The organism is Mycolicibacterium llatzerense, from assembly GCF_025331195.1.
GTDB classification, from domain to species: Bacteria; Actinomycetota; Actinomycetes; order Mycobacteriales; family Mycobacteriaceae; genus Mycobacterium; species Mycobacterium llatzerense.
The window spans coordinates 489,197-514,341 of record NZ_LXOV01000016.1 but is presented as its reverse complement, the minus strand read 5'-3'; the positions used below and the strand labels follow the sequence as shown (position 1 = coordinate 514,341).

The 25,145-nt window shown below is 67.9% G+C and carries 20 protein-coding genes; 4 read left to right on the top strand and 16 right to left on the bottom strand.

Annotated elements, in window-relative coordinates; genetic code table 11:
* Position 1: 1 nt before the first annotated feature.
* Together A7G45_RS27175 and ffh are read right to left on the bottom strand one after the other, a co-directional pair.
* The gene (locus A7G45_RS27175) at positions 2-1,066 is read right to left on the bottom strand and encodes a metal-dependent hydrolase family protein (protein ID WP_260941445.1); all 1,065 of its coding nucleotides are present in this window, start codon (positions 1,064-1,066) and stop codon (positions 2-4) included.
* A 4-nt stretch (positions 1,067-1,070) separates the two neighbouring features.
* Positions 1,071-2,648, bottom strand: coding sequence for a signal recognition particle protein (gene ffh / locus A7G45_RS27170; RefSeq protein WP_043393425.1), 1,578 nt, complete (start codon positions 2,646-2,648; stop codon positions 1,071-1,073).
* Between the two features lie 144 nt (positions 2,649-2,792).
* Between ffh and A7G45_RS27165 the strand changes: the two genes are divergently transcribed.
* Positions 2,793-4,931, top strand: a complete 2,139-nt coding sequence (locus tag A7G45_RS27165; protein WP_260941569.1) for a molybdopterin-dependent oxidoreductase — start codon at positions 2,793-2,795, stop codon at positions 4,929-4,931.
* A gap of 7 nt (positions 4,932-4,938) precedes the next feature.
* Here the strand turns inward: A7G45_RS27165 and A7G45_RS27160 are convergent, their stop codons facing one another.
* From A7G45_RS27160 to A7G45_RS27130, 7 genes are all read right to left on the bottom strand, one after another.
* Positions 4,939-7,428 carry a [protein-PII] uridylyltransferase gene (locus A7G45_RS27160; RefSeq protein ID WP_260941444.1) on the bottom strand — a complete coding sequence of 830 codons (2,490 nt, stop codon included), beginning with the start codon at positions 7,426-7,428 and terminating at the stop codon, positions 4,939-4,941.
* A 17-nt stretch (positions 7,429-7,445) separates the two neighbouring features.
* Positions 7,446-7,784: a P-II family nitrogen regulator gene (locus A7G45_RS27155; RefSeq protein WP_043393419.1), complete on the bottom strand. Its 339-nt coding sequence runs from the start codon at positions 7,782-7,784 to the stop codon at positions 7,446-7,448.
* A 60-nt stretch (positions 7,785-7,844) separates the two neighbouring features.
* On the bottom strand, positions 7,845-9,164 hold the full coding sequence (locus A7G45_RS27150; protein ID WP_260941443.1) for an ammonium transporter: 1,320 nt from the start codon (positions 9,162-9,164) through the stop codon (positions 7,845-7,847).
* Positions 9,165-9,404: 240 nt separating this feature from the next.
* Positions 9,405-10,745: a signal recognition particle-docking protein FtsY gene (gene ftsY / locus A7G45_RS27145; RefSeq protein WP_260941442.1), complete on the bottom strand. Its 1,341-nt coding sequence runs from the start codon at positions 10,743-10,745 to the stop codon at positions 9,405-9,407.
* A 12-nt stretch (positions 10,746-10,757) separates the two neighbouring features.
* Complete coding sequence (gene smc / locus A7G45_RS27140; protein ID WP_260941441.1) at positions 10,758-14,342, bottom strand: chromosome segregation protein SMC; 3,585 nt, start codon at positions 14,340-14,342, stop codon at positions 10,758-10,760.
* A gap of 51 nt (positions 14,343-14,393) precedes the next feature.
* On the bottom strand, positions 14,394-14,672 hold the full coding sequence (locus tag A7G45_RS27135; protein ID WP_043393408.1) for an acylphosphatase: 279 nt from the start codon (positions 14,670-14,672) through the stop codon (positions 14,394-14,396).
* Positions 14,669-15,076 carry an OsmC family protein gene (locus A7G45_RS27130; RefSeq protein WP_260941440.1) on the bottom strand — a complete coding sequence of 136 codons (408 nt, stop codon included), beginning with the start codon at positions 15,074-15,076 and terminating at the stop codon, positions 14,669-14,671. The genes A7G45_RS27135 and A7G45_RS27130 overlap by 4 nt, the downstream gene beginning before the upstream one ends.
* Positions 15,077-15,176: 100 nt before the next feature.
* Between A7G45_RS27130 and A7G45_RS27125 the strand changes: the two genes are divergently transcribed.
* From A7G45_RS27125 to A7G45_RS27115, 3 genes are all read left to right on the top strand, one after another.
* Entirely contained in the window at positions 15,177-15,875 is a 699-nt protein-coding gene (locus tag A7G45_RS27125) for a hypothetical protein (RefSeq protein ID WP_260941439.1), read from the top strand.
* Between the two features lie 88 nt (positions 15,876-15,963).
* The gene (locus tag A7G45_RS27120) at positions 15,964-16,686 is read left to right on the top strand and encodes an Rv0361 family membrane protein (RefSeq protein ID WP_260941438.1); all 723 of its coding nucleotides are present in this window, start codon (positions 15,964-15,966) and stop codon (positions 16,684-16,686) included.
* A 95-nt stretch (positions 16,687-16,781) separates the two neighbouring features.
* On the top strand, positions 16,782-17,603 hold the full coding sequence (locus A7G45_RS27115) for an Rv0361 family membrane protein (RefSeq protein WP_260941437.1): 822 nt from the start codon (positions 16,782-16,784) through the stop codon (positions 17,601-17,603).
* A 10-nt stretch (positions 17,604-17,613) separates the two neighbouring features.
* Here the strand turns inward: A7G45_RS27115 and mutM are convergent, their stop codons facing one another.
* From mutM to A7G45_RS27080, 7 genes are all read right to left on the bottom strand, one after another.
* A complete protein-coding gene (gene mutM, locus A7G45_RS27110; RefSeq protein WP_260941436.1) occupies positions 17,614-18,474 on the bottom strand; it encodes a bifunctional DNA-formamidopyrimidine glycosylase/DNA-(apurinic or apyrimidinic site) lyase in 861 nt (286 codons plus the stop codon).
* The gene (gene rnc / locus A7G45_RS27105; protein ID WP_260941435.1) at positions 18,467-19,198 is read right to left on the bottom strand and encodes a ribonuclease III; all 732 of its coding nucleotides are present in this window, start codon (positions 19,196-19,198) and stop codon (positions 18,467-18,469) included. The genes mutM and rnc overlap by 8 nt, the downstream gene beginning before the upstream one ends.
* Positions 19,195-19,767 (bottom strand): YceD family protein, encoded by a 573-nt coding sequence (locus tag A7G45_RS27100; RefSeq protein WP_260941434.1) that lies wholly within the window; start codon positions 19,765-19,767, stop codon positions 19,195-19,197. The genes rnc and A7G45_RS27100 overlap by 4 nt, the downstream gene beginning before the upstream one ends.
* A 56-nt stretch (positions 19,768-19,823) precedes the next feature.
* Positions 19,824-20,561, bottom strand: coding sequence for a cell division protein SepIVA (gene sepIVA, locus A7G45_RS27095; protein WP_043393386.1), 738 nt, complete (start codon positions 20,559-20,561; stop codon positions 19,824-19,826).
* An 89-nt stretch (positions 20,562-20,650) separates the two neighbouring features.
* The gene (gene coaD, locus A7G45_RS27090; RefSeq protein WP_133762532.1) at positions 20,651-21,127 is read right to left on the bottom strand and encodes a pantetheine-phosphate adenylyltransferase; all 477 of its coding nucleotides are present in this window, start codon (positions 21,125-21,127) and stop codon (positions 20,651-20,653) included.
* Between the two features lie 57 nt (positions 21,128-21,184).
* Entirely contained in the window at positions 21,185-21,742 is a 558-nt protein-coding gene (rsmD, locus tag A7G45_RS27085) for a 16S rRNA (guanine(966)-N(2))-methyltransferase RsmD (RefSeq protein ID WP_260941567.1), read from the bottom strand.
* Positions 21,739-25,122 carry a pyruvate carboxylase gene (locus A7G45_RS27080; protein ID WP_260941433.1) on the bottom strand — a complete coding sequence of 1,128 codons (3,384 nt, stop codon included), beginning with the start codon at positions 25,120-25,122 and terminating at the stop codon, positions 21,739-21,741. Before A7G45_RS27080 ends, rsmD begins: the two co-directional genes overlap by 4 nt.
* Positions 25,123-25,145: the final 23 nt, after the last annotated feature.

Sequence of the window (25,145 nt, the reverse complement as noted above, 5' to 3'; positions counted from 1 at the left end):
GTCAGTAGACCCGGCCGCGCAGGATCACCAGCGCGGGGTGGTCGAGCACGCCCGGCAACCGCGGATCGTCGGCGTAGCAGACCAGATCGGCCGAGGCGCCGTGCTCCAGTGCCGGACGCCCCAACCATTTTCGGGCATCCCAGCTGGCCGCCCCCAGGGCTTCCGTCGGGCTCAGACCCACGCGGCGCAGGGCCGCGACCTCGTCGGCGATCCGGCCGTGGGCGATCATGCCGCCGGCGTCGGTGCCCGCATAGATGGGCACCCCGGCCTCGTGCGCGGCACCGACCCGCTGCGGGCACGTCGCATACAGATCGCGCATGTGCTTGGCGTACGCCGGAAACTTGGTTGCCTTCTCCGCGATGCCGGGGAAGTTCTCGATGTTGATCAGGGTCGGCACCAGCGCTGTGCCGTGGGCCAGCATCAGCTCGATGATGTCGTCGGTGATGCCGGTGCCGTGCTCGATGCAGTCGATGCCGGCGTTGATGAGCCCCGGCAGCGCCTCCTCCCCGAACACGTGCGCTGTGACCCGGGCGCCGTTGGCGTGGGCGGCGTCGATGGCGTCTTTGAGGACGTCGTCGGACCACAGCGGCGCCAGGTCGCCCACTCCCCGGTCGATCCAGTCCCCGACGAGCTTGACCCAGCCGTCCCCGCGGCGGGCTTGCTCGGCGACGTACTGCGGCAGCTGCGACTCGTCCTCGATGTCGATCGGGAGCCCCGGCATATAACGCTTGGGCCGGGCCAGGTGCCGGCCCGCCCGGATGATCCGGGGCAGGTCGTCGCGATCGTCGAAGCCTCGGGTGTCCACCGGCGAGCCGGCGTCGCGCAGGAGCAGCGCACCGGCCTGGCGCTCGGTCTGGGCCTGGCGCTCGGCCTCGTCGAGTTCGACGGCGCCACCCGGCCCGAGGCCGACGTGGCAGTGCGCGTCGACCAGACCGGGGATGATCCAGCCACCGTCGAAGATCGTCTCGGCACCGGCTACCGGTTCAGCCGACAGCACTCCGTCGTGTATCCACCACTGCACCTCTTCGCCGCCGGGCAGGCCCCGACCGCGAATGTGCAGGTTCACCGGACTACTTCTTCGGGAACTTCAGCTGCGACAGATCGAAATCGGCAAGCCCCGGCGGCAACTCGTTCAGCCCCTGCGGCATGTTCGACAGATCCGGGAAACCACCGGGCAGTGCGCTCGGGTCCAGGCCGAACGGGTTGGCCGCCGCCTTCGGCGCCGTCGGCCCGCGACCGCCCTTCTTGCCCTTGCCCGCCTGCTTGTTCTTGCCCTTGGCGACCTTACGAGTGTTCTTGCGGCCGAACGGCATTCCCATCTGGCCGGCCATCTGCGACATCATCTTGCGGGCCTCGAAGAAGCGGTCGACCAGCTGGTTGACCTCGGCCACGGTGACGCCGGAGCCGTTCGCGATGCGCAGTCGCCGTGAGGCGTTGATGATCTTCGGGTCGGACCGCTCGCCGGGGGTCATACCGCGGATGATGGCCTGAATCCGGTCCAGGTGGCTGTCGTCGACAGCTGCCAGGGCTTCCTTCATCTGGCCGGCACCGGGCAGCATGCCCAGCAGGTTTCCGATGGGACCCATCTTGCGGATCATCAGCATCTGCTCGAGGAAGTCCTCCAGCGTGAGCTCGCCCGAACCGATCTTGGCGGCGGCTTCTTCGGCCTTCTTCTGGTCGAAGACCTGCTCGGCCTGCTCGATGAGGGTGAGCACGTCACCCATGCCGAGGATGCGCGACGCCATGCGGTCGGGGTGGAAGACGTCGAAGTCTTCGAGTTTCTCGCCGGCGGAGGCGAACAGGATCGGCGCGCCGGTGACCTCACGCACCGACAGCGCGGCACCACCACGGGCGTCGCCGTCCAGCTTGGTCAGCACGACACCGGTGAAGCCGACGCCTTCGCGGAAGGCGTTGGCGGTGGTGACGGCGTCCTGACCGATCATCGCGTCGAGGACGAACAGGGTCTCGTCAGGCTTGACGGCGTCGCGGATCGCGGCGGCCTGGGCCATCAGTTCCTCGTCGATACCGAGGCGGCCGGCGGTGTCGACGATCACGACGTCGAAGTGCTTGGCCTTGGCCTCGGCCAGACCCGCGGCGGCAACCGACACCGGGTCGCCGGTGGTCATCTGGTCGATGCTCACCCCGTCGGGCGAGACGCCCGGGTGCGGGGCGAAGACGCTGACGCCCGCCCGCTCACCGACGATCTGCAGCTGGTTGACCGCGCCGGGGCGTTGCAGGTCGCAGGCCACCAGCAGCGGGGTATGCCCTTGCTCGGCAAGCCATTTCGACAGCTTGCCGGCGAGGGTGGTCTTACCGGAACCCTGCAGACCGGCCAGCATGATGACGGTCGGCGGGGTCTTGGCGAATGCCAGCTGACGCGTCTCACCACCGAGGATGCCGACGAGCTCCTCGTTGACGATCTTGACGACCTGCTGAGCCGGGTTCAGCGCACCGGAGACTTCAGCGCCCTTGGCGCGTTCCTTGATCCGGCCGATGAATTCGCGCGTGACCGCCAGCGACACGTCGGCCTCGAGCAGGGCCAGACGGATTTCGCGGGCGGTGGCGTCGATATCGGCGTCGGTCAGCCGGCCCTTGCCGCGCAGACCCGACAGCGCACCGGTCAACCGGTCGGACAGGGATTCAAACACGTGGCTAAGCCTAGCGGTCGGCCAGCTCTGGCCTGGAGTGACCGTCGGCGCTAATCTGGTCACGCACGTAGCCAGATATCGCCTGGAGGCCGCATGACTGCGATCGACGTTCCCCTGCCCGAAGTGCGCAGCTCTACGGACGGCATGGCCGGTACGAAGCACATCAGCCAGTGCACGCTGTGTGAGGCGCACTGCGGAATCCACGTCACGGTGACCGATGGCAAGGTCAGCCGCATCGAGGGCAACCCCGACGACGTCTTCTCGAAGGGCTACATCTGCCCCAAGGCCACCGCCATGGGCGCCCTGCATCACGACCCCGACCGGCTGCGCACCCCGATGCGGCGGGTCGGCGACAGCTTCGAGCCGGTCAGTTGGGACGAGGCGTTCACCGAGATCGGGGACCGACTGCGCCGCATCCGCAAGGAACACGGGGCCCGATCGGTGGGGATGTACCTGGGCAACCCGGCAGCGCACAGTTCGGGCGCGTTCTACGGGCTGATGTTGCGGGCGGCCCTGCTGACCCCGAACTTCTTCTCGGCGTCCACCCTCGACCAGATGCCCCACGAATATGCCGCGTGGCGGGTCTTCGGCTCCAACGTCCTGGTCCCGATCACCGATATCGACCGAACCCAGCGCCTGGTGATCCTCGGCGCCAACCCCGCGGTGTCGAACGGTTCGCTGTCGATCATGCCGGGCGCCAAACGCCGCATCAAAGCGATCCGCGAGCGCGGAGGCAAGGTCGTCGTCATCGACCCCCGCCGGACCGAGACCGCCCAGATGGCCGACCAGCATGTGTCGGTACGCCCCGGCGGCGACGCGTACCTGCTGCTGGGCATGCTGCACGTACTGATCAATGAAAACCTCTGCGATACAGCGGCTCTCGATGAGATTGCGACGGGATGGCACGAGCTGAAGGCATTGGTCGCCGATGCCGGCCCGGAGGCCGTCGCACAGCGTGCCGGGGTGGACGCGGAGGTGATCCGCACCCTGGCCCGCGAGCATGCGGCCGCGGAATCGGCAGCCATCTACGCCCGGATCGGGATCTGCCAGCAGCAGACCGGAACCCTGGTGAGCTGGCTGGTAATGGTGCTCAACACGATCACCGGCAACCTGGACCGCGCGGGCGGCACCATGTTCTCCACGCCGATCGCGGACCTGCCACGGCTGGCCAAGTACGTCCCGGTGGGACACGGGGCGTGGACCGACCGGTCCGGCCGCTACCAGTCCTTCCGCGCCGAGTTGCCCGCCGTCGTGATGGCCGACGAAATCCTCACCCCTGGCGACGGCCAGATTCGCGCGATGATCACCTATGCCGGCAACCCGGCGTCCTCCGTCCCGCAGAAGGGCCGGCTAGGCGAGGCCCTGGCATCGCTGGATCTGTATGTGGCAGTGGACATGTACGTCACCGAGACCACCCGGCACGCGGACTTCATCCTGCCGCCGGTGTCACCGCTCGAGCGCGAAGACGTCGGGTTGCTGACCACGATCTTCAGCGTGCGCAACAACATTCGCTATCAACACCGGACCTTCGACCCGCCCGCCGGCGCCCTGGAGGACTGGGAAATCCTCAGTCGCCTGACCATGGAACTGCTCCCGGCTCCACTGCGGCAGCTCACCGCGCCGCTGCGCACCCCGCTGATCGAGTTCGCCAACCCCATGCGAATGGCCGCGGTAGCGCTGGCAACCGGCCCTTACGGCCGAATCCGCAAGGGCCGCAAGGGAAAAACCATCGGCGATCTACGCTCCAGCGCCGGCGGCCTGGACCTCGGCCCACTGCAACCGCGGCTCCGCACGGTGATCGCCACCCGCGACCGCAAGGTCGCCCTGGCGCCCGCGGAGTTCGTCGCCGCCGCCGTCCAACTACTCGACAAGGCGCCGGACAATACCGAGAACTCCGGCCACGATCTGCAGCTCATCGGACGGCGCCAACTGCGCAGCAACAACTCCTGGCTGCACAATCTGCCGTCGATGACCGGTGGCTCCAACAAGTGCACGGTGCTGATGCATCCCTCCGACGCTGATGCGCGCCGGCTCGCTCAAGGTGACCTCGTCCGGGTCACCTCGGAGACAGGACAGATCGAAGTGCCGCTCGACATCAGCGACGATATCCGGCCGGGCACCGTGGCGGTGCCGCACGGCTGGGGACACACCGACACCGGCTGGCACCATGCCAATACCCTGCCCGGTGCCAACGTGAACGACCTGCACGATCCGGCGTTGGTGGACCCATTCACCGGGACGGCGGCCGTCAACAACACCTGGGTGACGGTCAGCGCGGGCTGACCTGGTGTCAGCTGGCGGCTGTTGCGGGCTTGACCGGTGGCGGGGCAGGCAGCACTGCGTACAGATCCTGTTCGAACGCAGTCCTGGCCTCGGCGGCCGTGAAGGCCTCGGGAACCAGCAGCCCGAAGGCGTCGACGACGGTCGCGCCCAGCGTCGTCACCTTGGCCCAGGAGACGTCCACGCCCTTGCGCTCGACCACAGCGGCCAGGCGGGCGAGCAGGCCGGGCCGGTCGGCGCTGCGAATCTGTACGACCAGTTCGCCGGCCGATGATCCGGCGAACCACCGCACGCGGGGTGGCGCGATCGTGTGATAACCCGGCACGGCTGCCGGAATCTCACCGGCCCGCCGGGTCGGCGCCGGTGTTTCCGCGTCGCGCTGCTCCAGCGCGGCGATCACGTCCAGTTCACCGTCGAGCGCCAGGATGAACTGCTGACGCAGTAGTTCGGCAGCCGGCGGCGAGCCGAAATGCGGCGACACCACGAAGGTGTTGATCGCCAGCCCCTCGTGGCTGTTGACCGACGCCGAATGGACCCGCAGTGAATGCAGGGCCAGCACTCCGGCCGCCTTGGACAGCAGGCCGCGCCGGTCCGGAGCGAGCATCGTGACGTTGAACAGGTGCGCACTGTCCGCCGCCGTGAGCTCCACGTGGACACCGCTCGGGTCGGCACGCGAAAGCAGTTGCGGATCAATGGGATCGGGATGCGGCAGGTCCTCCCCCGCCAGCACCAACCGGCACCGCCGGACCAGATCGCCGATCAAGGAAGCCTTCCAGTCGCCCCACACGCCGGGGCCGGTGGCCAGTGAATCCGCCTCGGCCAGCGCGTGCAGCAGTTCCAGTAGCAGCGGATCGCCGCCGAGCGCGTCGACCACCGCGGCAATGGTGTTGGGGTCCTGCAGGTCTCGACGCGTTGCGGTCTCCGGCAGCAGCAGGTGATAGCGCACCATCTTGACCAGCACCTCGATATCGCCGGGCCACAGGCCCAGCCGGATGCCGATCTGGTTGGCCAGTTCAGCGCCGATCACACTGTGATCGCCGCCCCGCCCCTTGCCGATGTCGTGCAGCAGCGCACCCAGCACCAGCAGATCGGGCCTGTCCACCCGGGTGGTGAAAGCACTTGCCCGGGAGACGGTTTCGATCAAGTGGCGATCGACGGTCCAGATGTGCACGACGTCACGCGGCGGGAGGTCACGGATCGCGCCCCACTCGGGGAACAGCCGGCCCCACAACCCGGTCCGGTCGAGTGCCTCCACGGTGGCCACCGCACCCGGCCCGGCCGCCAGCATCACGAGCAGGTCGTTGAGCGCTTCTTTCGGCCACGGTGCCCGCAGCTCGGGTGCCGATTCGACCAGCCGCGCCAGCGTCGACGCCGCGATGGGCAGTCCGTTGGTGGCGGCAGCCGCGGCCACTCGCAGAATCAGGCCCGGGTCACGCTGCGGCTTGGCGTCCCGGGCCAGGATGACCTCGCCGCCGAACTCCAGCACGCCTTCGTCCAGCGGTCGCCGTACCGGTCGCTTGAGTGCGGCAAAGCCCCTGCGCGGCAGGGCATTCCCCGCGGTACGCACGCCGGCGTCCACGTAGAAGCTGATGGTGCGTGCGGCGTCGCTGATCATCCGCGCCAGATCGAAGCGGTCACCGATGCCCAGCGCGGCGCCGACCTCGTCGGCGTACTGGGCGAGCACCATCTCGCGGCCCTTGTGAGAGACGCGATGGAGCTCGGTGCGGACGTTGAGCAGTGCGAGGTGGGCGTCACCCAAGGTGCCGATCGGTGAGGCCACCGAAGGACTCGGGTAGACATCGGCCAATTGCGCCATGGCCAGCGCGTTGAGCAGCTGCACATCACGCAGGCCGCCACGGCCGTTCTTCAGATCCGGTTCGGCGCGGTGTGCGATCTGACCGGAACGTTCCCACCGCGCCGCCGCATGCTCGATCAATTCGGTGAAACGGGATGCGATCCCGGTCCGCCACTGCCGCCGGGCACCGCCGACCAACAGGGACGCCAGATCGGAATCACCGGCGATGTGCCGCGCATCAAGCATGGCCAGTCCCGCAGAGACGTCACCGGCCGCGGTCTTGAGTGCCTGCGGCACGGTCCGGACGCTGTGGTCGAGGTGAATGTTGGCGTCCCACAGCGGGTACCACAGCGCCTCGGCGACCTCGGTCACGAGGGCCTGCGGTAGATCGTCGTGCAAGAGCATCAAATCCAGGTCTGAGTACGGCAGCATTTCCCGCCGGCCGAGACCACCGGTCGCCACGATGGCGAATCCACTGGTCTCGGTGATGCCGATCTCGGTTGCCTTTGCGGCAAGCCAGAATTCGTACAGATCAACCAGTGCCTCGCGCAGCGCTGCCGAATCGAGACGGCGCGCGCCGCCGGCCAGCAATTGCTCGACGGCAGCGCTCAGGTCGCTCGCCGGACGGGGTGATCCCGCTGCCGAAGCCTGCGAAACCGAAGTATCGTCGGCCCCGGCAGCGGAATCTGGTGTCTGCATGGTCATCTGGTGGTCAGCCGCCGTCAGATGGCGTCGCTGCCCCGTTCACCCGTACGGACTCGCACGACGGTTTCGACGGAGGTGACCCACACCTTGCCGTCACCGATCTTGCCGGTCCGCGCGGCCTGCACGATGACATCCACGACCTTGTCCACCGATGAGTCGTCGACGATGACCTCGACCCGCACCTTGGGCACGAAGTCCACTGAGTACTCAGCGCCGCGGTAGACCTCGGTGTGGCCCTTCTGCCGCCCGTAGCCCTGCACCTCGCTGACGGTCATCCCGAGGATGCCCATCTGCTCCAAGCCGGTCTTGACGTCTTCGAGCGTGAACGGCTTGACGATCGCCGTGATCAACTTCATTTGATCAATTCCTTCCAAATAACCGCGAAACCCGTGGATGTCACCGTAAATCCTTCCCGATCACGCGAATTCATAAGCGGTTTCCGCGTGTTCGGCCTCGTCGATACCCGTGGCCTCGTCCTCGCGGTCGAGGCGCAGGCCGATGGTGTACTTGACGATCAAGGCCAAGATAGCGGTAACGATCGCCGAGTAGCCAAGCACCGCGAACGCACCGACAGCCTGGCGCCAAAGCTGGTCGAACCCGCCGCCGTAGAACAGACCCGCAACAGCCGCCGGAGCCTCCTTGGTGGCCACCAGGCCGACCATCAGGGTGCCGAACAGACCACCGACGAGGTGCACGCCCACAACGTCGAGCGCGTCGTCGAAGCCGAACTTGAACTTCAGGCCGACCGCCAGCGCACAAACCACACCGGCGCCCGCACCGATCGCCAGCGCACCGACGACGTTGACCGACGAGCAGGACGGGGTGATGGCCACCAGGCCGGCCACGATGCCCGACGCCGCACCCAGGGAGGTGGCGTGACCGTCGCGAATCTTTTCCGTCAGCAGCCAGAACAGCATCGCGGCTGCGGTCGCCACGGTGGTGGTGATGAACGTCGACGCGGCGACGCCGTCAGAGGTCAGTGCCGAACCGGCGTTGAAGCCGTACCAGCCGAACCACAGCAGGCCGGCGCCGAGCATGACGAACGGCAGGTTGTGCGGCCGCATCGGAGCGGTGGGCCACCCGGCGCGCTTGCCGAGGATGATGGCCAGAACCAGGCCCGCGGTACCGGAGTTGATGTGCACCGCGGTACCACCGGCGAAGTCGATTGCCTTGAGGTGGTTGGCGATCCAGCCACCGTGCGTGGCGGTGATGCCGTCGAAGGCGAACACCCAGTGCGCGACCGGGAAGTAGACGAACGTCGCCCACAGCCCCGCGAACAGCAGCCAGCCGCCGAACTTGAGGCGGTCAGCGACGGCACCCGAGATCAGTGCGACGGTGATGATGGCGAACATCAACTGGAACGCCACGAACACCAGCTGCGGGATGGTCCCGGCGAGCGGAATCTGCACTGCCGCAGTGGTTCCCGCGGGCAGGTGCGAAACCAGCGAGTTGCCGCCGATCAGGCCCTTGAGTCCCCAGTACTGCGAGGGATCACCGACGATGCTCCATTTGTCATTGCCGAATGCCATCGAGTAGCCGAACAGCACCCACAACACGGTGACGACACCCATGGCACTGACGCTCATCATGATCATGTTGAGCACGCCCTTACGGCGCACCATGCCGCCGTAGAAGAACGCCAGACCCGGTGTCATCAGCAGCACTAGCGCTGAGCTCACCAGCATCCATGCTGTGTCACCGGTGTCCGGCGTGCCCAAGATCGGGAATCCATCCACTGGCCGCTTCCTCCTTAACCCATGTCACGGGCAGATGCCAATGACCTAGGCCAGAACTTTGCGCATCGGTTGTTTCGCCGACGGCGCGCGGGCGTTTCGCATGTGTGAACGGATCGACCAGTTACGTTTCGGTGCGGTTAATGCCCTCTTCGTCAGGCCTCGCCTACCTTGTGAGGAGATGAAAATGTCCCCGACACGCCGAGGTGTCGGGGACATTTGCGTCCTCTCGCGGAAGGTCGGTTACCCCAGGAGGGCGTCGACGAAGGCGGCCGGCTCGAAGGGCGCCAAGTCGTCCGGCCCCTCGCCGAGCCCGACGAGTTTGACCGGCACCCCGAGCTCCTGCTGCACCCGGAACACGATGCCACCCTTGGCGGTGCCATCGAGCTTGGTGAGCACCACGCCGGTGATGTCGACCACCTCGGCGAAGACGCGGGCCTGCGGCAGGCTGTTCTGGCCGATGGTGGCGTCGAGCACCAGCAGCACCTCGTCGACCTTGGCGCGCTTCTCGACGACGCGCTTGACCTTGCCCAGCTCGTCCATCAGGCCGGTCTTGGTGTGCAGCCGGCCCGCCGTGTCGACCACGACGACGTCAGCACCCGCTGCGACGCCCTTGTCGACGGCGTCGAACGCCACGGAGGCCGGGTCCGCGCCTTCGGGTCCGCGCACGGTGTCGGCACCGACGCGGGAGCCCCAGCTCTGCAACTGATCGGCGGCCGCGGCGCGGAAGGTGTCGGCCGCGCCCAGCACGACGCGGCGGCCGTCGGCGACCAGCACGCGGGCCAGCTTGCCGACGGTCGTGGTCTTGCCCGCTCCGTTGACCCCGACCACCAGCAGCACCGACGGCTTGTCGGCGTGCGGCAGCGCCTTGATCGACCGGTCCAGGTCGGTCCGCAGTTCGTTGATCAACACCTCACGCAGTACCGCTCGGACATCGGCCTCGGTGCGCACGTTGGCCTCGGCCATCCGGCTGCGCAGCGCGGTGACGACCGACGCGGTGGTGACCGGACCCAGATCGGCGATCAGCAGGGTGTCTTCGATGGACTCCCAGGCGTCCTCATCCAGGTCACCGCCGCCCAGCAGGCCCAGCATGCTGCGGCCCAAGGTGGTCTGCGACTTGGCCAGGCGGCCGCGCAGCCGCTCCAACCGGCCTGCGGTGGGGGCGATCTCGTCGCGCGGGGCGGCCTCGGGTGCCGGCTCCGGCTCGGGCGCTGCCTCGGGCGCCGGCTCCGGCGCTACCTCAGGTTCCGGCGCCGCGGTCGGCTCAGGTGCCACCACGACGTCGGGTTCCGGCTCGGCCACGACTTCGGGCTCGGGCAGCTGGACATCGGCGATGGTGCGTTTGCGCGAGTCACGCGGGATCTCAGCGTCGTCGCCGACGGTCGGTAGCTTCTCCGCGGTGTCTGAACTGCTGAACGTGATGCCCGACGACGCCGTGTAGCCGCCGGAGCGATCCAGCTTGGGGGTCTCCTCCGGCGCGGACAGCGAGATGCGGCTGCGCCGGTAGCGGACGAATCCGACGACGAGGGCGGTGACAACGAGAACTGCGACGACCGCTATCGCGATCCAGAGACCTTCCGACACGCGAACATTGTGTCAGGTGCTTGAGACCAGCTCCTGGCCGCGCATGCGCTGCGAGATCACCTGCGTGATGCCGTCGCCCTGCATGGTGACGCCGTACAGCGCGTCGGCGACCTCCATGGTCGGCTTCTGGTGCGTGATGACGATCAGCTGCGACTTCTCCCGCAGCTGTTCGAACAGGCTGATCAGCCGGCGCAGGTTCACGTCGTCCAGCGCGGCCTCGACCTCGTCCATGACATAGAAGGGCGACGGACGAGCGCGGAAGATCGCCACCAGCATCGCCACCGCGGTCAGCGACTTCTCGCCACCGGACAGCAGTGACAACCGCTTGACCTTCTTGCCCGGCGGCCGGGCCTCGACCTCGATGCCCGTGGTGAGCATGTCACCGGGGTTGGTCAGCAGTAGCCGGCCCTCGCCGCCGGGGAAGAGCGTGGAGAACACCTGGGAGAACTCCGCCTCCACATCGGCGTAGGCCTCCGTGAACACCCGCAGGATGCGCTCGTCGACGTCGGCGATGACGTCCATCAGGTCCTTGCGGGCGCCCTTGACGTCCTCCAGCTGGGTGGACAGGAAGTTGTAGCGCTCCTCGAGCGCCGCGAACTCCTCCAGCGCCAAGGGATTCACCCGGCCCAGCTCGGCAAGTTCCTTCTCGGCCTTCTTCGCGCGCCGCTCCTGGGTGGGCCGGTCGAACGCCATCGGGGCGGGCGCGGTGACCTGCTCGCCGCGTTCCTTGGCCTGCTCGTATTCGGCCATCTCGAGTTCGGTCGGCGGCAGCGGCACGTCCGGTCCGTACTCGGCGACCAGATCGGCCACCGCCATACCGAACTGTTCCAGCGCCTGTTGCTCGAGTTGCTCGATACGAAGGGCCGCTTGCGCTTTCGCGACCTCGTCGCGATGCAGCGACTCAGTCAGGGCACCGGCCCGGGCGCTGAGTTCGGACACTTCTGCCCGGACCCGCGTCAGTCCTTCCGAGCGCTGAGCCCGTTCAGTGGCCAGTTCGTCGCGCTTACGGGCCGCGAGAGTCACTGTGGCAGCTAGCTTTTCGGCCACCAGCCGGCCGGATTCGGCGACCGCGGCCGCGACCTTCGCCGCATTCTCCCGAGCTTCGCGGGCTCGAGCCGCCCGCACCCGGGCCTCCCGCTCGGCGGCCGCGGCCCGGCGCAACGAATCCGCCCGTCCGCGAACGGCGTTCGCCCGTTCCTCGGCGGTACGCACCGTCAGGCGGGCCTCGACCTCGACTGCTCGCGCCTCTTCGGCGGCCGCCGTCGTCTCGCTCCGGTCGACGTGCTCGACGTCGAACATCGGCTCCTGCTGGGCATTGTGGAAGCGGTCTTCCAGCTCGGCCAGCTCGGCCAGCGTGCGGCTGCGCCCGGCCTCCAGGTCGTCGCGCTGCCGCGTCAGCTGCTGCCATTCAGTGTCAGCGGTCCGAGCCACATGCCCGAGCCGACCCAGCTGTTCGTAGATCGCCGAGATGGCGGCGTCGGATTCGTGCAACGCCGCCAGCGCGTGTTCGACCGAATCCCGCCGGGACGACTGTTCGGCGAGGGCGCCCGACAGCGCGGCAGCGTATTCGACGGTCTGGCGCTCCGCGTCGATCAACGCGGTCTGGGCCTTGTCGATCTCCGCGGTGATCTCCAGCGCGCTGGGTTTGCGATCGGATCCGCCGCTGATCCAGCCGGCACCCACGAGGTCGCCGTCGGCGGTGACCGCCTGTAACTCCGGACGAGCCGCCACCAGGTCGAGTGCGGCCTGCAATTCACCGACCACAACGACCCGGGCCAGCATGGCGGTCATCGCGCCCGTCAGCCGCTTCGGTACCTCGACCAAATCCAGCGCCCACTGCGCGCCGGACGGCAATTCTCCACGCGGCGAAGCGGTTTCGCCGGGCCAGTCGCCCAGCACGATGGCCGCCCGGCCGCCGTCGCCCTTCTTCAGCGCGTCGACCGCGGACCGGGCCGCGTCGAAACTCTCGGCCGCCAGCGCGTCGGCGGCGGCGCCCAACACCGCGGCGATTGCCGTCTCATGCCCCGACCGCACCCGCAGCAGTTCCGCAATCGAACCGAAAAGCCCTGCGCCATCATGGTTTTCCTGCAGCCATGCCGATCCGTCTTTGAGATCCAGCGTGACAGACAGCGCCTCTATCCGGGCCCGCAGCGAGGCCACTTGCCGTTCTGCGGCCCGCTCGGCGGCCTGCAGTTCGTCGACCCGTTCGTCGGCCTGACGCAGCGCGGTCGTGGTGCGGTGGTGATGCTCGTCCAGACCGACTTCCCCGGCGTCCAGCTCACCGACCTGCCCCTGCACGGTTTCGAACTCGGCCCACGTCTGTTGCGCGCGGGCGGCCGCCTCCTCGATGCTGCCGGTCAGCCGGGCCGCGCCCTCGTCGATCGATTCGATCCGGGTGCGCATGTTGTCGACCTGACCGGAAAGCCGGGCCAGTCCTTCACGACGGTCCGCCTCGGCGCGGGCCGCGGCCATCTGGGCCCGCTCCGCATCGGCCGCGGCGCGTTCACATTCGGCCAGCGCGCCACGCGCGGCCTCCAGCCGGGTCCGCGATTCGGCAAGTTCGGCGAGCAGTTGTTCTTCGTGCTCGGCGACGGCTTCGGCCTCGGCGTCCAGCGCGTCCGGGTCCGGCCCGGTCGACACCTCCAGATCCGAGTCCAGCAGATTGGTCCGCTCGGTGGCGATACGCACTGTGGCGCTGACCCGTTCGGCCAGCGCGGACAACCGGAACCAGGTCTGCTGGGCAGCCTCGGCCCGACCGGACAAACCCGACACCGCGGCTTCGTGTCCGGCCAGTTCCGCGGCGGCCGCTTCCAGACGCTCGGTCACCTCGCCGTGCTCGCGACGTAGCGCGGTCTCGGTCTGGTTGGTGTCGTCGAACTCGGCCTGCCGGGTCACCAGGTCGTCGGCGGCCAGCCGCAGCCGGGCGTCACGCAGATCGGCCTGGATGGTCTGCGCACGGCGGGCCATCTCGGCTTGCCGGCCCAACGGTTTGAGCTGACGACGCAGTTCGGTGGTCAGGTCGGTGAGGCGGGCCAGGTTGGCCTGCATGGCGTCGAGCTTGCGGACCGCTTTTTCCTTGCGGCGGCGGTGCTTGAGCACGCCGGCGGCTTCCTCGATGAATGCGCGACGATCCTCGGGACGCGATTCCAGAATCTCCGAGAGCTTGCCCTGGCCGACGATGACGTGCATTTCGCGGCCGATGCCGGAGTCGGACAGCAGTTCCTGCACGTCCATGAGCCGGCAACTGCTGCCGTTGATCTCGTACTCACTGGCACCGTCGCGGAACACGCGGCGGGTGATCGACACCTCGGCGTATTCGATCGGCAGCGCGTTGTCCGAGTTGTCGATGGTCAGGGTCACTTCGGCCCGGCCCAGCGGGGCCCGCGTCGAGGTGCCGGCAAAGATGACGTCTTCCATCTTGCCGCCGCGCAGGGTTTTGGCCCCCTGCTCGCCCATCACCCAGGTCAGGGCGTCGACGACGTTCGACTTGCCCGAACCGTTCGGCCCCACCACACAGGTGATGCCGGGTTCGAAGCGAAGAGTCGTCGGCGACGCGAAGGACTTGAAGCCCTTCAGCGTCAGACTCTTCAGATGCATGGGGTGAAACCCTACCGTCGAGCCGGTTAAATGCGGGGGACCCCTGGGCTTCTATCTCTCGGAAAAACCATCGATCGGGTCACCAACCGCGGCCCAATCGTCGACGACGGTCGTCACCGTGCCCGGGGTGGTGCCACCGCGCAGGAGGGCCAGCAGCTGTTCGCAGTCGGCGCGTGAACCCTGCGCCACGACGTGCACGCGGCCGTCCGGCTTGTTACTGGCGTAGCCGGTGAGACCCAGCTCCAGAGCCCGGGCCCGGGTCCACCACCGGAACCCGACGCCCTGCACCTGGCCGTGCACCCAGGCCGACAGCCGGACTGCTTCGGTCACTTGTCGGCGAACTCGAACGTGACCTCGGTCCCCGCCTTGAGCGTGCGGCCCACGGTGCAGACCTTGTCGATGGCCCGTTCGACGACGATCTTGAGTCGCTTGATCTCGTCCTCGGACAGGCTGGAGAGATCTAGTTCCATGGACTCCTGCAGCAGCGGGTAGACCTCGTTCTCCCGGTCCGGCGGTCCCGACACCCGGATGGTGGTCTGGTAGTCGTCGCCGAGTCGGGTCCGCAACGGCGCATCGCTGCTCATCCCACTGCAGGCCGCCAACGCGATCTTGAGCAGTTCACCGGGAGTGAAGACGCCGTCGACATCCTCGGATCCGACGAGGACCTCTGCTCCTCGCGAGCTGTGTCCGCTGTAGCGGCGCACCCCGGTCCGTTCGACCCACAGTTCCGTCATGGCTCATTTGTACCGCGCCGACGCGCAATGTTCTGCGGGAACCCTGCTGGGCCCCAGGTAAACTCGGCATTCACGCACGACTCTCGGGGGGAGAGCTCAGATGACGTACCCACCTCAAGGTCCATACCCAGGCCCGCCCGGGTACCCACAGCAGGGTCCGTACGGCGCCGGCCAACCGGTTGTTCCTGGCTATCCCGGATACGGCCCGCCTGGATACGGTCCGGTACCCGGTCAGCCGATGCCTTACGGGTATCCCGGTGCCACACCGCCGAGCTCCGGCGGCCCGGGCAAGTGGATTCTCATCGTCGGCGCGGTGGTGCTGGTACTGGTCCTCGGCGTCGTGGGGCTCTACGCGTTGGGCACTTCCTCGGATGAAGACAAATCGACCTCCGCGAGCAGTGAGCCCGGAAGTAAGCGCAAGGGCGGAGCGGGTAGCACGGGTTCGACCGACGAGGTCGAAAAGCCTGGGGCATCGAGTGACGCCGGTTCCGACGAGGATGAGATTCGCCAGTTTCTGGCCACTTTCGGTGGGGGCGACATGGCCTCGATCTCGTGCGCCAACGACCGCAAGTTCTTCGGGCAGGCGGGCGGCAACGCATTCGGCACCATGCCGGTACCGAAGGTCGCAGGCGACCCGCAGAGCCTCAACGGTCTCGACATCACCGTCACCGGCGACCGGGCCACGGTGAAACCCCCGTCGTCGTCGCAGGTTGCGATCTGGCTGCGCAAAGAAGGCGGCGAGTGGAAGTTCTGCTCCACCGACAACCCGGTGTTCAAGAATCTGCCCGGGATGAAGTAACGCCCGAGGCTGACCGGCGTTTCCGGTGGTAGGCGGCCCAACGGTGTTAACTTGGATTGCAAGCACAGTTCACAGGGAGCGACCAGACATGACCTATCCCCCGCTCGGGCCGCAGCCAGGCGGTCAGCCGTGGCAGCAGCCGCAGCAGCCTGCACCCGGGTTCCCGCCGAGCGGCTACGGCCAACCGGGATACGGCCAACCCCAGCCCGCCTACGGACAACCCACGTACGGCCAGCCCGCCTACGGACAACCCACGTACGGCCAACCGGCCTACGGGCAGCCCGGGTACGGCCAGCCCGGGTACGGCCAGCCGCCGGGATATCCGACGGGACCCGGTTTCCCCGGCGCGCCGCAACCCAAATCCAACGGCCCGAAATGGGCGCTGATCGGTGGCCTGGCGGCCATCATCGTCGTCGGCATCGTGGTGGCCGTGGTGCTGGTCTCGAACTCCGGCGGTGGACTCAGCGCCCTGGGCGGCAACTCCGACGAGGACCAGATTCGCAGCCTGATGAGCTCGGGACCGTCGTCGATCAAAGAACGGGCCTGCGCCAACGACCAGAAGTTCTTCAGCAAGTTCCCCGGCATCGCCGACAGCACGGGCACCAATCCGACGGGAGCCAAGGGCAAAGCCACTGTCGACAGTGTCAATGTGACCGGCGATACCGCCACCGCAGAAGTCACCGCGACGTCGAGCACCGGCCTGGAGCGTTCCGGCACGCTGTACTTCCGTAAAGAAAGCGGCGACTGGAAGATCTGCTTCACCGACTCACCGCAACTGAAGCAGCTACAGAACCTGCCCGGCATGAAGTGATCGACCTGTGACTTGCCCGCCCGCGGTTGGCATTTCGGGCAGTCGCGCCGGTGTTACGTTGGACACCAAGCACAGTTCACAGGGAGCGCGCAGACATGACCTATCCCCCGTCCGGCTCTGATCCGGGCGCTCAGCCCTGGCAGCCGCAGCAGCAGCCGCCCGAGGGATATGGCCAGCCTGCGTACGGTCAGCCCGCCTACGGCCAACCCGCTTACGGGCAGCCGGCTTACGGCCAACCCACCTACGGCCAGCCTGAGTACGGGCAGCCCACGTACGGCCAGCCGGCGTACGGCCAGCCGGCTTACGGCCAGCCTGAGTACGGGCAGCCGGTTTATGGGCAGCCGACCTACGGGCAGCCCGCCTACGGGCAGGCACCGGGTTACCCGATGGGGCCCGGTTTCGCGGGCCAGCCCGGATTCCCGCCGCCGACTCCGCCCAACAACACCCGCAAGTTCGCGCTCATCGGTGCGGGGATATTCGCCATCGTCCTCGTGATCGGGGTCGTCTTCGCCATGGTGACGTCGCGCTCGGGCTCCGGCTCCGACTCGGCGTCCAGCGGTGGCGGGGTGACGATCGCCGGACCGGCGTCGGACGAGGAACAGATTCGCGACCTCATGACGGCGCAGATCGAGACCTTCGACGATTTCAAAGCGCACTCCTGCGCCAATGACGTGAAGCTGTACGACAAGGTGCCCTCGATCGCGGGCAAGTTCGGCAAGGGCAGCAGCACCGACGCCGGCCCCGGTTCGACCAAACGCGCCGAGATCACCGATATCAGCGTCAACGGAGATCGGGCGACGGTGAGCGTCAACTCGGCCTCCGGGGTCACGAGCGTTCCGCTCCGCAAAGAAGGCGGCGAGTGGAGGTTCTGCATGACCGATTCGCCGAAGTTCAAGGGCATACCCGGGCTGAAGTAGCCCCGGGTGGTCAGACCCGACGCGGAATGCGTGGCCGCGGTTGGCATTTCGGGCAGTAGTACGACGAGCGGTTCATGAACTTCTCCCGCCGGATCGCCGTGCCGCACCGGCCGCACGGCTCCCCCTCCTGGCCGTAGGCGTCCAGTGAACGGTCGAAGTATCCGGACTCGCCGTTGACATTGACGTACAGCGAGTCGAATGACGTGCCGCCTTGCGCCAGAGCGGAATTCATCACGTCGGCGGCGTGCGCAAGGAGTTCCCCGAGCTGACGCCTGGGCAACGCCGATGCCAGCCGGAAGCCGTTGACCTGCGCCCGCCACAGCGATTCGTCGGCGTAGATATTGCCGACGCCGGACACCACCGTTTGATCCAGCAGCTGGCGCTTGATCTCAGAATCCTTGCGCCGCAATATCTTCACCACGGACTCCGGATCGAATTCGGGATCGAGCGGATCGCGGGCGATATGCGCCACCGGCACAGGTACGACGCTGCCGTCCACCTCGACCAGGTCGCAGACCTGCCAACCGCCGAAAGTCCGTTGGTCGACGAAACTCAGTTCGGTGCCGTCATCGAGCACTGCCGCGATGCGCAGGTGCGACGGCCGAGCGGGTGGCCCGATCAGCATCTGGCCGCTCATGCCCAGGTGCACCACCAGTGCCTCGTCACCGTCGAGGGTCAGCCACAGGTACTTTCCGCGGCGGCCCGTGCCGGTGATCCGGCGACCGGCCAACCGGCCGGCCAGGTCCGCGGGACCGTTGTCGTGTCGCCGCACCGCCCGCGGATGCAGCACCCGTACGGTGGTGAAACCCTTTGTCACCACATGCGATTCGAGGCCGCGGCGGACGACCTCGACTTCGGGGAGCTCAGGCATTGCTGACGGCGTCAGCGTCAGGGTCGACTGCGGGACTGGCCTCCAGCGCCTGGTACGCCGCCGCAGCAGCATGCTGTTCGGCTTCCTTCTTGGTGCGCCCAACGCCTTCGCCGTAGTCGACGCCGTTGACCACCGCGCGCGCGGTGAACTCTTTGTCGTGCTCCGGGCCGGTGGACGTCACCAGGTACGACGGGACACCGATTCGGCGGGCCGCAGACAGTTCCTGCAGACTGGTTTTCCAGTCCAGACCCGCGCCCAGGCTGGCCGCGGTATCGAGAGCGGCGCTGAACAGTCCCATCACCACGGTTTGGGCCACCTCGTGCCCGTGCTCGACATACGTTGCGCCGAGCAGTGATTCGAGCCCGTCGGCCAGCAGGTTGGCCTTCTGCGCGCCGCCACTGGCCATCTCGCCGCGGCCCAGCAGCAGGTAGCTGCCCAGCCCGTCGGGCGGCAGACTGCGCGCGATCTCCGCCAACGCCTGAGTGTTGACGACCGCCGATTTGAGCTTGGCCAACTCGCCTTCGCTACGGTCCGGGTAGCGACGGAAGATCTCGGCGGTGATCACCAAGCCGAGCACGGCGTCGCCCAGGAACTCCAACCGTTCGTTGGTCGGCAAACCACCGGCTTCGTACGCGTAGCTGCGATGGGTCAACGCCACAGTCAGCAGATCGTCGGGCAATGGCACGCCCAGCGCTGCCAGGAGCGGCGCACGATCTACCGTCACGTATGTTCCTCCGGCGCGATGCCGTCGGCCCCCGGGTTGTCGGACAGCATCGCCGACAACTTCGCCCACCGCGGATCGATCTTGTCGTGATGATGATCCGGCTCGGCATCGAGCAGGCGCACCCCACAGTCCGGGCACAGCCCCGGACAGTCCGGGGTGCACAGCGGCGCGAACGGCAACGTCAGCCCGACCTCGTCGATGATCGACTGCTCGATGTCGACGGTGTCGTCGATGACGTGGCCGACCTCGTCATCCTCGGTGGTGGCCTCGGTCGTGCTGTCGGGATAGGCGAACAGCTCGGTGAGGTCGACGGTGACGTCCCCGGTCAACGGGTTGAGGCACCGCGAGCACTCGCCGGTGGTCGGCGCGGACACCGACCCCGTCACCAGCACACCTTCGGACACCGACTGCAGTAGCAGGTCGAGGTCGATCGGCGCGCCGGGCGCGATCGCCATCAGATCCAGGCCGATGCGCGCGGGGCTGGGCACAGTTTCGACATGCGTGATCATCGACCCGGGCCGACGGCCCAATCGCGCAATGTCAATGATCAGCGGACCGGGACGAGACATTCGTCAATCCTACGTCGGCGCCGGTCACCGACCGGACGCCCTTCCGGCAAGCCGATTCAGCGCTGGGCGTAGTCGTGGGTGCCGGCCGCGGTACGCAGCTGGTGCCGGCCCCGGCTGACCGAACGCAGGGTGCCCTGGAGGTGCTCCTCGAACTCGGCGAGCTTGTTGTCGACGTAGATGTCGCATTCGCCCCGCAGGCGGTCGGCCTCGGCGTGCGCGGAATCGACCATGCGGGTGGCCTCGGCGTGGGCGGTCTGGACCACCTCGGTCTCCGACACCAGGCGCTGCTGCTCCTTGATGCCCTCCTGCACGGCCTTCTCGTAGGAGATGTTGCCGCTTTCCAGGAGCCGGTCGACCTCGGCTTTTGCCCGGTTGGTGCTGGCCTCGTACTCACGCTTGGCGGTGCTGGCGATCCGGTTGGCCTCTTCGCGTGCCTCACCGACCATGCGCTCGCTGTGCGCACGCGCCTCGGCGACCATGCGATCGGCCTGCGCCTTGGCATCGGCCAGCAGCCGGTCCGCCTCGGAACGGGCGTGGTTGACCAGCGAATCCGCCTCGGCCGTGGCCGACGACACCATCGAGTCGGCGTGCTGCTTGGCCTCGCGCAGCATCCCGTCGCGGGCGTCCAAGACGTCCTGGGCATCGTCCAGTTCGCCTGGAATCGCGTCCTTGATGTCGTCGAGAAGTTCCAGGACATCGCCCCGCGGCACCATGCAGCCTGCGGTCATCGGCACTCCGCGTGCCTCTTCCACGATCGCGCCGAGCTCGTCCAGCGCCTCAAATACTCGGTACACGGCAACACCCTCCAGGCGTAGTTGTTGTTACCAGTGTGCCTGTTGTTACTCGTGTGACTCCGCTTTGCCGGTCGGTGTGTCGCGCAGAACTATCCGGCGAGCTTTGCCTGCAGCCTCTTGTTCACCACCGCCGGGAGTAGGTCGGTGACGTCGCCACCGAGGGCCGCCACCTCCTTGGCCAACGACGACGACACGAACGAGAACTGCGGCTTGGTCGCCACGAAGAAGGTGTCGACGCCGGCGACGTGCCGGTTCATCTGCGCCATCTGCAGCTCGTACTCGAAGTCGGTGCCGGTGCGCAGGCCCTTGACGATGGCCGTCAGCCCACGGGACCGGGCGAAGTCGACGACGAGACCGGACCCGGCCTCGACCCGTAGGTTCGGCAGGTGCGACGTCGCCTCGGTGATCATCGCGATGCGCTCCTCGGCGGTGAACATCCCCTTCTTGTTGGGGTTCACCAGGACCGCCACCACGACCTCGTCGAACTGGGCCGCCGCCCGCTCGAAGACGTCGAGGTGACCAAGGGTTATCGGATCGAAGGATCCCGGGCAGACCGCACCACTCATAGCCAAAGACGGTACAAGGCGCGGCCGATTCGGACCCGACAGGTCAGCGGAGCCCGTTCAACCTGTCCACTCCGCCATCTCCAGCCGAGTGTCGCCGTACCGCCGCTCCCGCAGCACGGTCCAGCCGTCGGGCCAGACCAGTGCGGGGCCGGACGTCGGACGCTCGATCACCGCGATCGCGCCGTCGGCCAACCAGCCGCCCGAAACGAGCTGCCCGACAATGGCTTCCACGTCAGTGGCCGGCACGTCGTAGGGCGGGTCCGCGAACACCAGGTCCACCGGCCGGGGCGCCGGCGTCCCCGCCACGCTGGACGCCGTGCCGCACCGCACCGTGGCACCGTCGACCCCGAGCTCGGCGATGTTCCGTGAGATCACCGCCGCGGCGCGCCGATCGGCCTCGACGAACAGGGCCGACGCCGCACCCCGGGACAGCGCCTCCAGCCCGAGCGCACCCGATCCGGCGTACAGGTCGAGCACCCGCGCCCCGTCGAAGTCCAGCCGCGCTTCCAGCACGTTGAACAGCGATTCGCGCACCCGATCGGTGGTCGGCCGAGTCCCTTTGGCGGGCACCGAGATCCGGCGGCCGCCGTGGCGGCCGCCAATGATCCGGGTCAGCTGATCACCACGAGCAGATCGCCACCTTCCACACCCGCGGTGGGCGTGACGGCGATCCGCGCGACGGTACCGGCCTTGGGTGCGGTGATGGCCGCCTCCATCTTCATGGCCTCGATGGTCGCGATGGTCTGGCCCGCGTCGACCTCGTCACCGACCGCGACGCCGACGGTGACCACGCCCGCGAACGGGGCGGCAACATGGTCCGGGTTGTTGCGATCAGCCTTCTCGGCGGCCGGCACGTCCGCGGCGATGGCGCGGTCGCGCACCAGCACTGGGCGCAGCTGCCCGTTGATCAGGCACAGCACGGTACGCATACCGCGCTCGTCGGGCTCGGAGATCGCTTCGAGTCCGATGAGTAGCTCGACGCCCTTCTCCAGGTGCACGCGGTGCTCTTCCCCACGCCGCAGGCCGTAGAAGAACTGGTTCGCGCTGAGCCGCGACGTGTCTCCGTACTCCTCGCGGTGGGCCAGGAACTCCTTCGTCGGGCCGGGGAACAGCAGCCGGTTCAGCGCACCCTGGCGCACTACACCGGGCTGCGCCAGCTGGGCCTCGTCCTCCTCGGTCAACTGCTGCTCCGGCCGGGCCGGGCCACGGCCCTCCAATGCCTTGGTGCGCAACGGCTCCGGCCAGCCGCCGGGCGGGTCACCCAGTTCGCCGCGGAAGAATCCGATGACGCTGTCCGGGATGTCGTAGCGGGCCGGGTCGGCCGCGAAGTCGTCGGCGGTGACGTGGGCGCCGACGAGCGACAGGGCCAGGTCGCCGACCACCTTGCTGGACGGCGTCACCTTCACCAGGCGCCCCAGGATGCGGTCGGCACCGGCGTAGGCGTCCTCGATCTCCTCGAACCGGTCGCCCAGGCCCAGCGCGATCGCCTGGGTGCGCAGGTTGCTGAGCTGACCACCCGGGATTTCGTGGGTGTAGACGCGGCCGGTCGGCGACGGCAGGCCGGACTCGAACGGCGCGTACACCCGGCGCAGCGCCTCCCAGTACGGCTCCAGGTCGCAGACCGCCTCGAGCGAGAGCCCGGTGTCGTACTGGGTGTGTGCCGCCGCCGCGACGATGGACGAGAGCGCGGGCTGGCTGGTGGTGCCGGCCATCGGCGCCGAGGCGCCGTCGACCGCGTCCGCGCCGGCGTACCAGGCGGCCATGTAGGTCGCCAGCTGCCCACCCGGGGTGTCGTGGGTGTGCACGTGCACCGGCAGATCGAAGCGAGACTTCAACGCCGACACCAGTTTTGCCGCCGCGGGCGGCCGGAGCAGGCCGGCCATGTCCTTGATGGCCAGCACATGCGCGCCGGCGTCGACGATCTCGTCGGCGAGCTTGAGCCAGTAGTCCAGCGTGTAGATCTTCTCGCCCGGGTTGGTCAGGTCGCCGGTGTAGGACATCGCGACTTCAGCTACCGCAGAACCGGTTTCACGCACCGCCTGGATCGCGGGGCGCATCGAGGACACATTGTTCAGCGCGTCGAAGATGCGGAAGATGTCGATACCGGTCGCCGTGGCCTCTTCGACGAACGCCGTCGTCACCAGTTCCGGGTACGGCGTGTAGCCGACGGTGTTGCGGCCGCGCAGCAGCATCTGCAGACAGATGTTGGGCAGCGCCTCGCGCAGTGCGGCCAGGCGCTCCCACGGGTCTTCCTTCAAAAAGCGAAGGCCCACATCGTAAGTGGCGCCGCCCCAGCACTCGACCGAGAGCAGCTGCGGGGTCGACCGGGCGATGTACGGGGCGATCTCCAGCAGGCCGGTGGACCGCACGCGGGTGGCCAGCAGCGACTGGTGTGCATCGCGGAAGGTGGTGTCGGTGACCCCGACGGCCGGGGTGTCGCGCAGCCAGCGCGCGAAGCCTTCCGGTCCCAACTCGACCAGCCGCTGCTTCGACCCGGCCGGCGGCGCCGCCTTGAGGTCGACGGCGGGCAGCTTGTCGCGCGGGTACACCGCCGACGGACGCGGCCCGTGCGGCTGGTTGACCGTCACGTCGGCCAGGTAGTTGAGGATCTTGGTGCCGCGGTCGGCACTGCTGCGCGCGGTCAGCAGCTGCGGACGCTCGTCGATGAACGACGTGGTCACCTTGCCGGCGACGAAGTCGGGGTCGTCCAGCACCGCCTGCAGGAACGGGATGTTCGTCGAGACGCCGCGGATTCGGAACTCGGCCAGGGCCCGCTTGGCGCGAGCCACCGCAGTGGTCAAATCCCTTCCGCGACAGGTCAATTTGACCAGCATGGAGTCGAAGTGCGCCGATACCTCGGCACCCAGGTTGGTGCCGCCGTCCAGGCGGATGCCGGCGCCACCCGGGGTGCGGTACGCGGTGATCCGGCCGGTGTCCGGACGGAAACCGTTGGCCGGGTCCTCGGTGGTGATGCGGCACTGCAGCGCCGCGCCGCGCGCCTGCATGGTCTCCTGACTCAGTCCCAGCTGCTCGAGCGACCAGCCGGAGGCGATACACAACTGTGAGGCGACCAGGTCGACGGCGGTGATCTCCTCGGTCACCGTGTGCTCCACCTGGATGCGCGGGTTCATCTCGATGAACACGTGCTGGCCGCGCTCATCGACGAGGAACTCGACGGTGCCGGCGCACGTGTAGCCGATCTGCCGGGCGAAGGCCACGGCGTCGGCGCACATCCGCTCGCGCAGTGCGGGATCCAAGTTCGGCGCGGGGGCCAGCTCGATGACCTTCTGGTGCCGGCGCTGGACGCTGCAGTCGCGCTCGAACAGGTGCATGACGTTGCCGTGGGTATCGGCGAGGATCTGCACCTCGATGTGCCGCGGATTGACGACGGCCTGCTCCAGGAACACCGTCGGGTCACCGAAGGCCGAATCGGCTTCGCGGGACGCGGCTTCGATGGCCTCACGCAGGTCGGCCGGGTCGGCGACGCGGCGCATACCGCGACCACCACCACCGGCGACAGCCTTGACGAAAATCGGGAAGTGCATCTGCTCAGCTGCCGCCAGCAGATCCGGGACCGACGACGACGGTTCCGACGAGGCCAACACGGGCAGCCCCGCGGCGCGTGCCGACTCGATGGCCCGCGCCTTGTTGCCGGTCAGTTCGAGAATGTCGGAGCTGGGTCCGACGAATGTGATGCCCGCGGCGGCACACGCCGCCGCCAGTTCGGGGTTCTCCGACAGGAAGCCATAGCCGGGGTAGATCGCGTCGGCGCCGCACGCCACGGCAGTGGCGACGATGTCGTCGATGTTCAGGTACGCCCGGACCGGATGGCCCTTCTCGCCGATCTGATACGACTCGTCAGCCTTGAGCCGATGCAGCGAATTGCGATCCTCGAACGGGTACACCGCCACGGTGGCGATACCGAGTTCGTTGGCCGCTCGAAAGGCCCGGATCGCGATCTCGCCGCGATTGGCCACCAGGAGTTTGGAAATCACCCAGTGACCCTAGCGGGTGCGGC